Source organism: Bacillus sp. AR4-2 (genome assembly GCF_008274865.1).
GTDB lineage: Bacteria > Bacillota > Bacilli > Bacillales > Bacillaceae_G > Bacillus_A > Bacillus_A cereus.
On record NZ_CP031062.1, the window covers coordinates 2,773,144 to 2,789,068 of the forward strand.

Consider the following 15,925-nt stretch of genomic DNA (forward strand, 5'->3'; position numbering starts at 1 on the left):
ATATTATATACCGAAAAAACTGTAGAGAAATCATTCCCTACAGTCTCTTCTTATTTCGTATTTATTATTTTCTCTTTGTAACTCTTCATTTTACTCGTTAACCCTATTAACGCCGGTAATAATATCGGCATCACAATTAAAGCTAATAGAAGAAGTGCAACGCCAACTACTGATGCAACTTGTATAAGTGTTAATACACCTGATGGAATTAATGCTGCAAATGTCCCGCCTAAAATTAGCGCCGCTGATAATACAACTCCTCCTATATGACGAGATGCAGTTACAATTTTCGTTACCGAATCCCCTTCTATCTCGTTATAGCGCATCATTACGAAAATACTATAATCCACTCCTAAAGCGACAATCATAATGAAGCTAAAGAATGGAACATTCCAGCTTAATGAATCTACATGTAATACATGTGCACTAATTTGTTCGCTTATACCGAGTGATGCGAAGTACGCTAATAGTAATGAGCCAATAATAAATATTGTGTTTAGTAATGAGCGTGTGATTACGATTAATACAATCGCAATTCCAATTAACATAATTGTAGCTGTACGTAAGAAATCTTGCCCTGTTACTTCTTTTAAATCAACGTTTCTAGCTGTTGTTCCGCCAATTGCTGTTTTCGCATCATGTAATTCCGTTCCCTTTACAGTGCCATCGATTGTTTTATTGATTTCTTGAATAATTGGCATCGCTTCTTTTGAATACGGATTTACATCTAAAATGATAGTCATTTTAGCAATTTTTCTATCCTGTGACATGTACGTGTTCAATGCTTTTTGGAAATCCTCTCCCTCTAGCACTTCTTTTGGAATATAAAACTTCTCAGAGCTCTTCGATTCATTGAGCTCCCCTAAATATTTTTGTGCGTCATGCAGGCCATTACTTACTTTTCCAAGCCCTTCTGTACTTTTAGATAAACCGGATTGTAATTGCCCCATCTTTTCTTGCAGGTCTTTAAGGCCCGTTAAAAGTTGTCCTTGCCCATCGTTTATTTTCGTTAATCCAGATTGTAACTCAACTGATTTATTTGTAATTTGTTTTGAACCTGAAGAACCTTCATTTAATCCATTTTTAAGATCGGCTGCTCCCTTTTGTAACTTATTAACTCCATTGCTCATTTCTTTTAAGCCGTTATCCACTTTCAGTAACGATTGATTCGCTTCTTTAAATGAACTCATCGCCGTTTTGTGCTGTGTTGCTAATTGATTTAATTCATTTGAAAGTACGCTTAATTTCTTTTGAGCCTCTTTAGCAATTCCTATCGTTTGTTGTATGTTTGGATCATTCGCTAATTCTGGTTTCGTTTGAACGAAATTGGTCATTAACATTTCAATTTGTTCATATCCCTTTTTCGCACCATCAATCGCTTGAGAAATACTTCCGAAGTATTGATCGTAAGAGTTTAAACCTTTTTCTAACTGTGCATAACCAGCATGCAGCTGCGACGTTGCATTAGATAGGACATTTATATTTTCGTTTACTGAAGCTAAACCACTCTCAATTTGCTGTGCTCCTTGTGCACCGTCGTTTATGCCATTTGATAATTGATGTAAAGCTGTTCCTAATGCTGATACCCCGTTTTTCGCCTCGTTCGTTCCATCAATTAATTTTTGAACATTCGCAAGACTATTTGAATCATTACTTCCCATTTTATTTTTCGCATCTGTTAATCCATCATTAATTTCCTTTATGCCACCATCGGCATCTCCTAATCCTGTATTCAATTCTCCCGCTTGCTTATTTAAATATAATTCTTTTATCTTCTCACCAGTTGGACGTGTTGGTGCATATACTTCTGACACACCTTTTACTTTCAAAATCTTATCAGTTAGTTCATCTAAAGTTTGAAGCGAACTCGCCTCATCTAACTTGTTATTCGATTGAATGACTAACGTACTTGGTGAAGAAAAACCAGGTGGAAAATGTTCTTCTATTACGTTAATCCCCATTTTCGACTCATATTTATTGTCTACTTCAAATAAATCGTTGTAATTAAGTGTATTAGAATACTTTAATATGAAAGGAATTGATATCACGAATACAATAATTAAAGCTACAAATGGTCTCACTACTGAGTTTTTCGCAAAGAATCCCCATAGACGACTGTCTTCATGACCTTTAAATGTTTTAACGGGATAAAACATCCCTTTTCCTAAAAGCACCATAAAAAACGGATTTAACGTAGTTAATACTAGTAATAAAACTGCGACACCAATTGCTACCGCTGAAGTAGATTGATATAATTTAAAACTTGCTAACGCAAGTGATGCAAAACCAATTAGCACCGCAATTCCGCTATATAATACAGTTTTACCTGCTGATTTAAATGTTTCTTTTGTAGCTAAAAATGCATTTTCTTGTTTACTTAATTCTTCTTTAAACCTCGTATATAATAAAATATTATAATCTGTTCCTACCCCAAACAGGACGACGACTACGAACACTTGTGTAAAGTTTGAAAATGGAAAATTAAATTGATCTACAAGCTGAGCAATAATCCCCATTGAAACTAAATACGATATACCAACTGTAAGAAGAGAAACAATTGGAACAACTGGTGAACGGAATACGAGGATTAATACTACAAGAATGAAAATGATTGAAATAACTTCTGTCTTTTTCACTCCCTCTTGAGAGGATTTAAGAAAATCACCCGCTATTAAGTCACTTCCTGTTAAATACGTTTTTACCTCTTTCGTTTGCACTTTTTCATGAAGATTATTTGAAACCTTTGATATTTCACCGTGTTTTTTATCTATCGATATTTGCGTTAAAATAGTCGTATTATCTTTAGAAACTAATTGTTTCTCCAAGTCTTTATTGTCTAAATGTGAAACAACTTCCTTAATTCCTAATTGCTCTTTTTCATTTTGCAGGGCGTTGATTGTTTTTGTTATTTCCTTCTTTTGTTCATCTGTTAAAGCTGCCTTATTGCCACTATTAAAAACGGCTATAATTTCATACTTTTCAACCCCTTCTTTATCCATCTCTTTCATCATCTTGTCAGCAATACTGCTTTGCTTTGTATTAGGGATTGTAATTTTCCCTTTTTCCTTCACTAATTTATCCATATTAGGCATCGTTACGACCATTGTAATAGTAATAACTATCCATAATAGAAAAGATAAACTTCTCCAACTTTTTAACTTGCTCATTTGAATCATCTCCCGTTTTGAAAGTTTCACGTTAGTAACGGAATGAACGTTCATTCCTATTATTCTATTACGTTATTTTGTAAATTCTATTAAACTAGCCTTTCCGGAATGAATGTTCATTCCCTTAGTTACACAAATATCCTTTCCTACTCTCATTTTTTTAAATCTATTTAGGAATGAATATTCATTCCTGTCCTTATAAAGCTATAGAATCAAATGATTCTAATAGCGTTCCAAGAGCTTTCTTCTAATTCTTTTACTAACTCTTTCGAGTATTCTAATTGCCCTGTTGCAATTACTTTCGTTAATTTTTCTAGCGGTTGATATACAATAATAATTAAAGCAACTGGAGGCAATGGACGAAGAAAACCTTTTGCGATTCCATCTTCAATAATATTCATAAAGAAGCCTATAAAATCATCAAATATTTTCTTACTCTGTTCATCAAGAAAATAACTATCACAGTGAGAATTTGTAAATAAAAAAGCATCTACATTGTTTCTCGCAAATTCAAATAAACGGTTGTACGTATGACTAAACTGTTCACGAATATTTGCTTCAACAGGAAAATCCGTTTTTATTATTTCAGAAAGCTCTAACATACTTTTTGAAAATAATGAGTTAACAAGTGCCTCTTTATTTTCAAAATAGCGATAAATAGTACCCGCACCGACTTTTGCCTTTTCAGCGATCATTGGAATTGTCGTACCATCGTAACCACGCTCTGCAAAAAGTTGCATCGCAGCATCAAAAATATCCTCTTGTTTGTTTTTAGCCATTTTTTCCACCTCTATTTTCAGGAATGAAAATTCATTCCGTTTTTAATTATAAATTACAGGGAATAAAAGTCAAGTGCGTGACAACGTATAGTTGCGATTCTATTCTCTTGTATGTGAATAAAATTATATCAGCGATTTTCAGGATATATCAACTTACCGACAAAAATTAATACGATGAGATGGAGCTATCCCAAAATTTTGTTCGAAACAACTCCATCTTATATGCAAATTAAAAGAAATCATAAATAAACGGCTTGCGCACTGGTACTACATTCTCAAATGCCCGTATTTCCTCTTCGCTTCCGCTAATTAATTCTAATTCATTTAGTTCTAATGGGCGTTTGTATCCAAGCAGTATTGTGGATAGTGCATTTATATCTAGCTTGATCCCTTTATCCATTGGTTCTTCTATAATTGCTATTTCATAATTTGCAAGTCTCACCGATACATTATTCCACGGTGCAAATGAATCTGTAATATGTAAAATGACTTCTTGTTGTACATTGTTCCAGTTTAACTCATACTGTTTTAAGAACTGCTCTACATCTACAATTCTTCCCATAAAATATGGTTTTATTTCTGTTTTCACACGTGGTTCTTGCAATGTATATAACAACTGTTCGTTTTCACTTACTTTCATTTCAAGCTCTTTAATCATAGAATCATGCTGGCAAATAAAATTCCATAGACCATTTCGTGCTTCATTATGCAGTGGTACAAATTCTTCTACTGTCATTTTATAGTTTTCTATTTTGTATAACATGTAACCTGCTGCCTTTTTATTTTCATCATAGTAAATCGCTAATGTTAAATCATCATAAACCGCTTGTAACCACCAGTTCTTCTCTCGAACTAACATACATGAAAAACGTTCTGCAAATGCTTCATAGAGCTTCTCGACTTCTTTTGGATGATTTTCTTTATTAAAACGTTTCACAGTACCATTTACTTGTTTTTTCATCACTAAATCGCTCTTACTTATATGACATTTGAGTAGATTCGCACAAAGTTCCCAGCCGTATTTACGGTAAAATGAAACAGCAAATGGGTGTAACATAGAGACTGTATAGCCATCTTTTTTCATTCTTTGAAGTGAATGTTGAAGTAGCTCTTTTACATACCCACTTCTTCTGTACTCTGGATACGTCGCTACTCCTGCAACGCCACCCATTTTAAATTTTTCTTTACCTATGTAAATATGAAACGGGATGAGGTGTAGTTTTGCAGCTAAGTCTTTCCCTTCCATAATGCCGTATATTTCATGACTTTCCTTCATTTTTGTAAGTTGCTGCTGTAATCGTTCCTCATCTACTTTATATTGAAAAGCGTATTCTGATAAACGTAATGCTTCTCTGAATTTATCTTCTTTTAATTGTATGACATTCATATAATTCTCCTCCATTCCCTTTTTGAATTGTATCATAATTCTCACTATTATAGTTCGGTAAGTGAAATTACAAGGACGTTTTAACAAAAAAGCAGATACATCACGTATCTGCTTTCCACCCTTTTTATTTAGCTAACTTTTGAAGTTCGTCAAAGAATGTAGGATATGATACACCTACTGCTTCTGCATCTTCAATAATTGTTTTTCCTTCTGCTAGGCAGCCAGCAATTGCAAGCATCATTCCGATACGGTGATCACCATAACTATTTACTGTATTGCCTTTTAGAGCTGATTTTCCGTAAATGATCATACCGTCATCAGTTGCTTCTATTCGAGCTCCTAGTTTCGTTAACTCAGCAACTACTGTATCAATACGGTTTGTTTCTTTTACTTTTAATTCGTGTGCATCTTTAATTACTGTAATTCCTTCTGCTTGCGTTGCCGCTAATGCGATTACAGGAATCTCATCGATTAGTCTAGGGATAATATCTCCGCCAATTTCAATTCCTTTTAATGAAGATGTTTCGATTGTAATATTTGCAGCTGGTTCTGATGCCCCTTCGTTAATTAGGTCTACAGTGAACGTAGCACCCATTTTTTCTAAAACATCAATAATACCTGTACGGGTTGGATTCATTCCTACATTTTGTAATACTAGTTTACTATTTGGGATGATTGCACCTGCTACTAAGAAAAATGCTGCTGATGATACGTCACCGGGCACTTGAATGTCTGTTGCTGTTAATTTTTGTCCACCTGACAGCTTCACTGTTTTCCCTTCGCGAGTTACTTTAACACCAAATGCTTCGAGCATTCTTTCCGTATGGTCGCGTGAAATATGTGGTTCTGTAACAGCTGTTACACCTTCTGCACGAAGACCTGCAAGTAAAATAGCTGACTTTACTTGTGCACTTGCAACAGGAGAAATATATTCAATTGCTTTTAAATCACCGCCACGTATTGTTAACGGTGTAAATGTTCCTTCTTCTCGGCCGTCTATGTTTGCGCCCATTTGTTTTAATGGGTTTGTTACACGCTTCATCGGTCTTTTTGCGATAGATTCATCACCTTGTACGCAAGAGAAAAATGGTGTGTTAGCTAATATACCTGACATTAATCGGATTGTTGTACCAGAATTACCAACATCTAATACAGCTTTTGGTTCTTGTAAACCTTCTAATCCTTTACCAACTACAGTAACCTCATCACCGTTTTGCGTAATTTCTACTCCCATTTCTTTAAAACATGAAATCGTACTTAAACAGTCTGCACCGGGCAAGAAACCTTTAATTGTTGTTTTCCCTTCTGCAATAGAACCGAACATAACAGCACGGTGTGAAATGGATTTATCACCTGGGATTGTAATATTGCCATTCAATCCGTTATTAACAGGTTGTATTGTTCTTTCTTTCACGTTTTTCACCTTCTCATTTAAATTGTTTCATAAGTTTGGTATTCTTCTTCTCCAAGCGCTAGTTTTGCTTTCATACGATCTTCTTCCCTTTGGAAGCTAATACGTAATACCCCAAGCAGTCCTTCACGCGCTTCTAATATTTGCAAGTTCGTAATACTAATTTCCTCGCGCGCCAAAATACTCGTAATATGAGCCAATGCCCCCACCTTATCTAATACATCGACGTATAAGTCGTGATAGGCAGGAATTGCCCCTCTCTTTCTTACTGGTAAAGAATCACGGTATTCTTTCGCATCTGCAAAATAGTTTTGAATCTCGCATGCATCTCCGGTAGAAACTGTTTTATATAAATCTTCCATTTCAGAGATCCACTCTTTTAATAATACCATTAAATGCTCACGATTTTGCTTTACAATATCACTCCACATTTTCGGACTACTAGATGCGATACGTGTAATGTCTTTAAACCCTCCAGCAGCTAGCTGATGAATGAGCGGATTATCTCCTGCATGTTTCTCTACTTGCTTCACTAAACCTGCTGCGATAAGGTGCGGGAAATGACTAACGATTCCTGTTACATAATCATGTTCTTCTGTATTTAAAACAAGGAAATGTGATCCCGTTCCTTTTAACCAATCTTTTAACTCTTCCACATGTTCATTTGGCACAGGATGCATCGGTGTTAAAATGTAAAATGCATTTTCAAATAAATGCGCTTTTGCACTTTCAACTCCCGTTTTATGAGAACCTGCCATTGGATGTCCACCAATGAAAGATACTTCCTTTGAAAATAAAGTTTCTGCTTCATTCATAATCGTGCCTTTTGTACTACCAACATCAGTCACTATAACATCTTCTCGTAAACGGAATGACGCAAGTTTGTGTAATAGCTTCTTTGTTTCTTCAACTGGAGAAGCAAAAACAATTAAATGTGCCTCTTCACATGCATGCTGTAAATCAACTGCTATTTCATCTACTACGTGTAATTCTTTTGCACGCTCTACTTGTTCTTGAAATATATCATAACCTGTTATCGTTACATCGTGCTCTTTCTTAATTGCTAATGCGAGAGAGCCTCCGATTAAACCAGTTCCAATTAATACTACCTTTTTACGCATTTTCCTCATCTCGAGACTTTCTTTTTTTATTTTCAAAGTGTTGTTGTAACACTGAAATCACCCCTTCATTTTGCTCCCTTGTTCCGACTGTAATACGGATACCATTCGGGAACGGACGAATAATAAATCCTGCATGTGCACAAGCTTCATAAATCTCTCCAGCATTCTCAACTGGCAAGAAGATGAAATTTGTTTGCGATGGATAAAATGGAATATCATTTTCCCTACAAAAGCTCTCGTATTGTTGTAATCCTTCTGTATTCACACGAACTATTTCTTCAATAAACTCGTCATCACCAAAAGCAATCGTCGCTGCTTTTTGCGCTAATGAAGATACGTTAAATGGCAAACGAACGACATTTAATTTTTCGATTAATTCTTCCTGTCCAACCGCATATCCAACGCGGAAAGAAGCTAATCCGTACGCTTTAGAAAATGTTCTAAGTACAAGAATATTTTTATGTTTTTCTAAAAGCGGTAATGTCTCTGGGAAATCTTTTGCTGTTACGTATTCATAGTACGCTTCATCAATGACAATTAACGTATTTTCACTAATACCTTCAATGAATTGAGTCAATTTTCGGTCATTCACATATGTGCCTGTTGGATTGTTCGGGTTACAAATCCATACAATTTTTGTATCGTTATCTACTACTGAAGAAATTTCTTCTAAGTCGTATACACCGTTATTTAACGCAACTTCCTTCACTTCGCAACCTTCTATAATGGCATGATGACGATACTGTGGGAATGTTGCACCTGTTGTTACAATGTTATCTCCCGCTCGTAATACGGCGCGGCTTATTATTTGAATGATTTCATCTAAACCACTACCACAAAGTACTTGTTCCATTTTCACATGTAACTTATCTGCGATTGTTTGACGGAGCGTTGTAGCACCTCCGTCAGGATATAAAGCATGTTCCAACCACGATTTTTGCAACTCATCTAAAACACGTGGCGAACAGCCGAATGGATTTTCATTCGATGCTAATTTCACAAACGAATGATCTCCGTACACTTCTTTCATTTGTTCTGGTGATTTACCTGGTTTATATGGTTGTAATGATGATAGTTGATCTTTTACTTGCACGTTAAACCCACCTTTTTATTAAAATTCTTTTGCGTAGTTATTGTGTTGCATAATGTTTTGTTTTAATAATTCCATACGATCTTTTCCGAATTGTTCGACTAGTGCATCTGCAAGTTCCCATGCCACAACAGATTCAGCTACTACACCCGCCGCTGGTACTGCGCAACTATCAGATCTTTCAATACTCGCTTGGAATGCTTCTTTCGTATCAATATCAACGCTTGCTAACGGTTTGTATAAAGTAGGAATTGGCTTCATCACGCCTCTTACGATAATTGGCATACCTGTTGTCATACCGCCTTCTAAACCGCCGGCATTATTCGTTCTTCTCGTGTATCCTTTTTCTTCATCCCACAGAATTTCATCATGCACTTTGCTTCCTGGTTGTCGTGCCGCTTCAAAACCTACGCCGATTTCAGCACCTTTAAATGCATTTATACTCATAATTGCACCAGCAAGTTTTGCATCTAATTTACGATCGTAATGGACGTAACTACCGACGCCAATCGGCATACCTTCTACAATGACTTCCACAATACCACCGATTGAATCTCCACTACTTTTTGCGTTGTCAATCGCATTCATCATTTCTTGCTCTACTTCTTTATCTAAACATCGAACTGGTGAGTTTTCAGTAATTGTTTGAATTTCTTCAATCGATAAGTTTGAAATATGTTTTGCTTTTACTCCACCAATTTCAAGAACATGTCCTGCAATTTCCACGCCTAATTCGCTTAAAATTTGTTTTGCAACTGCACCAGCAGCTACACGAACTGTCGTTTCTCTTGCAGATGACCGCTCTAATACGTTTCTTATATCACGATGACCATATTTAATTGCTCCATTTAAATCTGCATGTCCGGGACGTGGTTTTGTAATTGTACGTTTCATGTCTTTACTTTCTTTTTCCGAAATTGGCTCTGCACCCATTACTTTCGTCCAATGTTTGAAATCATCATTTTTTACAATTAACGTAATCGGTGATCCAAGTGTCATCCCGTGACGAACACCACTTACAATTTCAACTGTATCTGTTTCAATTTGCATACGTCTTCCGCGTCCATGACCTTTTTGTCTTCTTAATAATTCTTTATTAATATGTTCCGCCGTAAGTGTCAAACCTGCTGGTACACCTTCTAAAATAACTGTTAACTGCGGTCCATGTGATTCTCCAGCTGTAATGTATCTCATTTCTCTTGCCCCTTTACTATTTTTTTGTACAAAAAAGTCCCTACTGAGCGCTCAGTAGGGACGATGTTTATCGCGGTACCACCCTAGTTGTAGACTTCCTTCGTCTACCTCTCTTCTTCTTTAACGATCGTTTGACCGTCTTACCCTCCAAAAGTTGTCGGGAAAGATGCTCCAAGGCTGTAATTCATGCTTACCTTTGTACTGATTCACACCGACCATCAGCTCTCTTTAACAGTGAGATAAGCACTACTGTTTCCTCTTCAACGCATATATGATATGGAATTAAGATAATTTATTTTTGAAACCTTTTAACTCATCCATGAATCTATGGAATTCTGGAATGTCCATTTGTTGTGCAGAATCTGATAATGCAACTGCTGGATCTGGATGAACTTCAGCCATTACTGCATCTGCGCCAATTGCAAGTGCCGCTTTCGCTGTTGGTAATAATAAATCTCTGCGTCCAGTTGAATGTGTTACATCAACGATAACTGGTAAATGTGTTTCTTTCTTTAAAATTGGTACTGCAGAAATATCTAATGTGTTACGTGTTGCTCTTTCGTATGTGCGGATACCGCGCTCACAAAGAATAATTTGATCGTTACCTTGCGCAATGATGTATTCCGCTGCGTTAATGAACTCATCAATTGTTGCTGCTAATCCACGTTTTAATAATACTGGTTTGTTAACTTTACCTACAGCTCGTAATAAATCGAAGTTTTGCATGTTACGTGCACCAACTTGAATTACATCAACGTAGTCTAATGCCATTTCAACATCGTTCGGATTTAAAATTTCACTAATAATTGCTAAGTCAAACTCGTCTGCTACTTGACGTAAAATTTGAAGTCCTTCTACTCCCAAACCTTGGAAATCATATGGAGAAGTTCTCGGTTTGAATGCACCACCGCGCATTAATTTTAAGCCTTGGTCTTTCATCGCTTGCCCTACTTGACGAACTTGTTCTAAACTTTCTACTGCACAAGGTCCCATGATGAACGTTTGTGTTCCGTTTCCAATCAATTCACCTTTTACATCAACGATTGTATTTTCTTGTTTCTTTTTACGTGATACTAGTAACGCTTTACGGTTATCATCTTCTTGTAACTCTAAGCTTGCTTTGAAAATCGTTTTGAAAATATGTTGAACTGTTGATGTTTCGAATGGTCCTTCGTTATGCTCTGCAATCATATCAAGTACTTCACGCTCACGTACTGGATCAAAGCGTTTCGTACCTTGTACTTGCTTTTGCTCTCCAATTTTTTGAACAATTTCACCACGTTTGTTTAAAAGGTGTAATAGTTGTAAGTTAATTTCATCTACCTGTTTACGTAATTGATCTAATTCATGATTTGCCATTTGGAAATCCTCCTCTAATGTTTTAAAAGTATAGTAAGAGAATAAAAAATTCTCTATTTTCTGAACTGACTAATTATACAAATTCATAGTGGAATCGATACCTCTTCTTATTTTAAACTGATAATTCTTACAAAGACATGAACTACTAGTTAAAAATCCACTTTTTTGTACAAAAAAGCCCTACTGATCCAATCAGTAGGGACGATATTTATCGCGGTACCACCCTAGTTGTAGACTTCTTTCGTCTACCTCTCTTCATTGTTAACGATCATCTGACCGTCTTTCCCTTCATAAAGACAATACTATCTTTACTACGAAAAAGATGCTCCAGGACTGTAATTCGCTCTTGTTTATGTACTGGTTTGCACCAACCACCAGCTCTCTGTTACAGGGAAACAACAACTACTGCTTTTCCTTTCAATGCATGACTATTTAATTTTCAAGTTGAACCACTAAAATACAAAAAGTCCCTACTGAATAAATCAGTAGGGACGATATTTATCGCGGTACCACCCTAGTTGTAGACTAACTTTCCGTCTACCTCTCTTCACTGTTAACGATCAATTGACCGCTTTTTCCTCATAAAGACAAACTATCTTTATTACGAAAAAGATGCTCCAAGACTGTAATTCATGATTATCCCTGTACTGGTTCACACCAACCACCAGCTCTCTGTTACAGTAAGACTAACCACTACTGTGATCTCTTCATTGCACTTTGTTTATTCAAATGTTTTTGAAATTGAATAAGTATGATTCGTATTATAGAACGCTTTTCAAAACACTGTCAACAACTTTTTATATATTTTTTTAAATTCCACTTTCGTCCTATAATTCTTTTTGTAAATCACCCATTACAATTCCTATGCGAATTATTTCATTTTCCAGTAAATGTAAAACATATTCCTCTACTTCATACTGAACTAATAATTCTTTTATTTTTATGATTTCTTTTTCAAATAAAACGGCTTCGTGACATGTTTGTAGTAAAATAAAAAACACATTTGCAAATATTTCTTTATGCGCTTTCATACTTTCTTTTTTATGAAGCATTTCAATCAATAACTGCTTCATTTCCTCACCTGCACATTTACCATGTACACTTGAAAATGCACGAGACATAATACATAATCCTTTTTCTAATATTTCATCCATGTATAAAATAATACGTAAAAGCATTACATATTCTCTTGCAGTTATCTCACCCATTTTTGGTCGTTCTCGCAAAAATACACTGAGCCAAGCTGTCCAAAATTTTTGTTGTTCTTTTATACTTAATGTTTTGACGTAATAGCATAAAAACTGCATAAACTTAATTTTATTTTCTTCATTTTCTAGTATGAGTAACGGGTATAACCAATCTGTTTTTTGCTCCCAATATAGTACACATTTAATAAATACAAAGCTAAGCCATTTCAAGAAAGCTTCTCTCGTATGCGGATGTAATACTTCCAAATGTTCTATCGCATACTTAATAAATCGCTTCATTTCTGTAAATAAAGGTAGATTTATTTGCGTGTAACATAAGCCGGCCCATGCATATTCCGTAATCTCATTTTGTTTTTTTAAATCTAAGTATGGTAACAAATATTTTCGGCACCATTGTTTTTCAATATGATATAGGAATGTAATATCTGCTATTAAACGAGCAAACATAAAGTTTGTTCGTTCCGAATTAACTCTTACTTGTTCTTCAAATAAAAATAAATATTCATATACATTACGATCGTATAAATGATCATATGATAACAACTTTAATAATACAGCCGTCATTTTTCCAACTGGATGCTGAATTGATTCATTATAAAAATCTTGTTTCCCAAGCTTAAAGTCTGTATCACTCTTCATAACTTGAGGAAACACTGAAAAAGCAAATCGTTTTACAACACGTATACTATTCTCTTCTAACTCTTCTAGTCGATTACTAATTTCATATAGAAAACTACTAATTAACCAATGAAAAGCAGTATTTCTAACAAATTTCTGCAATAGCGGAATAATTTTTTGGATTTGCTCATTCGTCAATCCTCGATTATTTCGCCATTCTCTAATACAAACAAACCATACTTCATTACTTATTTCTTGCACTCCTACTAATTGGTATGCAAATGAAATACTCCACTCTGTGTTTAATTTACATGCTTTTGATAACATCTCTAAAAAATGGCGTTGTTCAAAAACACCATCTTGCGAAAATTGCTGAACTTGCTTCATAATTTCAACATCTTTCAGCTGTAATAATCCGTCAGCAGTTACATTACAAGTAATGCTTTCTGCTGTATCCTCTTTCTTTTGTACACTGTATCGTTCAGAATGAAAATGAGGATGCTTTTGCTTCATTAACTCATACCCATTTGCCGTAGATGGGCTATTCGAATCACACTTGAATAATAAGTCTAATACGAGACATGCATCAAATACCCTCTCTTCTGTAAGATGCTTTATTACAGTTCGAGTGACTTCTTCTTTTGTTTTTTCTAAACAATGTGCATAATGCCTTTTTAAAAGTTGAAAAACTTCGTGTTTATAAGTGAAATCTAAAAGAAGTCCTTCATGTAACAACCATTTCATTTTGTCATCTACACGAACAAAAATATTTTTATTCATCGCATCAATTGCAATTCGCTTTTGAAGTACACTATTTGCTTCTATCATTTCTGTAATATAATAATCCGCTTTTTTCTCATTGTTTTCGCATAAATAAGTTAGACACTCTTTTACAATTCGTATTAAAAATGCAAGGTCATTTTGATGAAACTCTTTCTCTACATTTTCCTTATTTCTTTTTTTCAGTGCCGTTTGTCTTAACGACAACATTCTCAATTTTTCTAATCCAATCATCATAATTGGAACAGCATAATAAGCGATATATGGCCTCATCTTTTCGTTCCAAATTTGCTCCACATGAGAAAATGTAGATACTGGTAAGCGACTCGATTCCTCGAGTTCTATTGATTCTTGCGTATCATTTCCCCATTTTCTTACACGTTTCAACTTCAGTTTTCCGTCTAAAATAAAAGTTAGTAACAATAAGGCAATTTCTTTATGCTCAGGAAAAGAACATTTTTGCAGTAACTTAGAAATCTTTTCTATAGAGCTACTATCTTTTTCAGCTGTTTCTAATAAAAGGAGTGTCCACCTTGCAAACAACAACGGGTCCATCTTACTCTTCGTTTCGTTTAAGTAGTTACAAATTGTTCTCCATAATAACGGTGATATTTTAGAATAGTTTTTATAAATTAATTGAAATAATTCTTTCTGATGACTAAAAAGAAATTGTTCCACTAACCATTCTGCAAGTAATTCATCTACTTCATTATAGTTTGGCGTAAGCATAAACAAATTTTGTAATTTACCTTCTGCTTCTAACCATTCGACCCATTCATAATCATGAGCAAATTCCACAAAGTAACGTACTGTTTCAATTTTTTTAATCGATTGCTTTATGTATGATAATTGTTCCTGTTCTACTGACGGGGGAACCGTTACAATATCCCGAATACGCATTCTTTTCGTAATATAATTATCACCCATTAATTCAGCCCAGCGTTTTACCGCTTTTACAAGGGATTGATGATTATTCACCTTATTCGGATACACAATTGGTCTTATCCCTAAATGTTCCCAGTGGTATGTATTTTCTCCTTGTGCGACAAAAGCAAATCGTCTTGTACTTGGTGGTAAACCAGTTGCTAAATATTTCATTACTGGGTCATTATGACTATATCCAACGAATAAAACGGTGTAATTTGAGAATAGATCAACTAAAAACCTTCTCGCCCACCCTTCCGTTAAGTAAGCCCTTCCAAAATCACCATCTGTTAAAATTAAAGCCTCTTTCTCCTGTTCTACATTACCATGTATGTAAGCAAGACCTTTAAAAGCTCTCCCAGTCGGTAAAGCTGGAGCGTAATAAACATTGATATCTCTATTTATTTCTTTAATTGCAGTTGTAAAATGTTGATCAAAATTTGTTGTTACAATGCGGATATCTGTATCTAAAGGAAATAACCTTGGAATTGCATAATGCAATGGATTCGGTTTTGATTTCTCTATATGAACGAGATCTCTTGCGACTTGATGTACATCTTTTGTTTTCGCAATTTTGCCAAGATAATAATCATGTGGCTCTGTTATTTCACGTTTTTCGACATATAACGTTTTTGCAATTTCATCAACTAAATCATCAAAATTCGGTAAGTTTGATTTCCCTTTCATAGAAACTCCCGCTCCAACAAATAACACTAACTTTCCTTGCTCAAGGTGATCAATTAACTCATCTGGAATTTCTACTTCTGAAGTAATCCACATCTTGGATTCCCCCTTACCTAAAAATGTCATACACTCTCATTTTACTATAACATTTTTTCATTGTTTTTATAATATTTAGACTAAATTCCGAACATGAAAAAGTTTTA

At 35.0% G+C, this 15,925-nt stretch carries 9 protein-coding genes and 3 other annotated features; all 9 genes read right to left on the reverse strand.

The features are described from left to right. Nucleotides 1–50 precede the first annotated feature (50 nt). Nucleotides 51–3,167 (reverse strand): MMPL family transporter, encoded by a 3,117-nt coding sequence (locus DN399_RS14400; RefSeq protein ID WP_149149717.1) that lies wholly within the window; start codon nucleotides 3,165–3,167, stop codon nucleotides 51–53. Between the two features lie 212 nt (nucleotides 3,168–3,379). Then, nucleotides 3,380–3,946, reverse strand: a complete 567-nt coding sequence (locus DN399_RS14405; RefSeq protein ID WP_001107299.1) for a TetR/AcrR family transcriptional regulator — start codon at nucleotides 3,944–3,946, stop codon at nucleotides 3,380–3,382. 229 nt (nucleotides 3,947–4,175) lie between these two features. Continuing rightward, the gene (locus DN399_RS14410) at nucleotides 4,176–5,333 is read right to left on the reverse strand and encodes a GNAT family N-acetyltransferase (protein ID WP_001100925.1); all 1,158 of its coding nucleotides are present in this window, start codon (nucleotides 5,331–5,333) and stop codon (nucleotides 4,176–4,178) included. 124 nt (nucleotides 5,334–5,457) lie between these two features. Beyond that, the gene (aroA, locus tag DN399_RS14415) at nucleotides 5,458–6,747 is read right to left on the reverse strand and encodes a 3-phosphoshikimate 1-carboxyvinyltransferase (RefSeq protein WP_000664630.1); all 1,290 of its coding nucleotides are present in this window, start codon (nucleotides 6,745–6,747) and stop codon (nucleotides 5,458–5,460) included. A 17-nt stretch (nucleotides 6,748–6,764) separates the two neighbouring features. Continuing rightward, nucleotides 6,765–7,865, reverse strand: a complete 1,101-nt coding sequence (gene tyrA / locus DN399_RS14420; protein WP_149149718.1) for a prephenate dehydrogenase — start codon at nucleotides 7,863–7,865, stop codon at nucleotides 6,765–6,767. After that, nucleotides 7,858–8,958, reverse strand: a complete 1,101-nt coding sequence (hisC, locus tag DN399_RS14425; protein ID WP_006928562.1) for a histidinol-phosphate transaminase — start codon at nucleotides 8,956–8,958, stop codon at nucleotides 7,858–7,860. Before hisC ends, tyrA begins: the two co-directional genes overlap by 8 nt. A gap of 18 nt (nucleotides 8,959–8,976) precedes the next feature. Continuing rightward, complete coding sequence (gene aroC / locus DN399_RS14430) at nucleotides 8,977–10,149, reverse strand: chorismate synthase (RefSeq protein WP_006928560.1); 1,173 nt, start codon at nucleotides 10,147–10,149, stop codon at nucleotides 8,977–8,979. 53 nt (nucleotides 10,150–10,202) lie between these two features. Further along, nucleotides 10,203–10,422, reverse strand: a binding site (T-box leader). A gap of 9 nt (nucleotides 10,423–10,431) precedes the next feature. Continuing rightward, nucleotides 10,432–11,508 (reverse strand): bifunctional 3-deoxy-7-phosphoheptulonate synthase/chorismate mutase, encoded by a 1,077-nt coding sequence (locus DN399_RS14435; RefSeq protein ID WP_001273575.1) that lies wholly within the window; start codon nucleotides 11,506–11,508, stop codon nucleotides 10,432–10,434. Between the two features lie 194 nt (nucleotides 11,509–11,702). Beyond that, nucleotides 11,703–11,938: a binding site (T-box leader), on the reverse strand. 54 nt (nucleotides 11,939–11,992) lie between these two features. Beyond that, nucleotides 11,993–12,228 (reverse strand) — a binding site (T-box leader). A gap of 107 nt (nucleotides 12,229–12,335) precedes the next feature. Beyond that, nucleotides 12,336–15,818: a DUF4020 domain-containing protein gene (locus DN399_RS14440; protein WP_006928558.1), complete on the reverse strand. Its 3,483-nt coding sequence runs from the start codon at nucleotides 15,816–15,818 to the stop codon at nucleotides 12,336–12,338. Nucleotides 15,819–15,925: the final 107 nt, after the last annotated feature.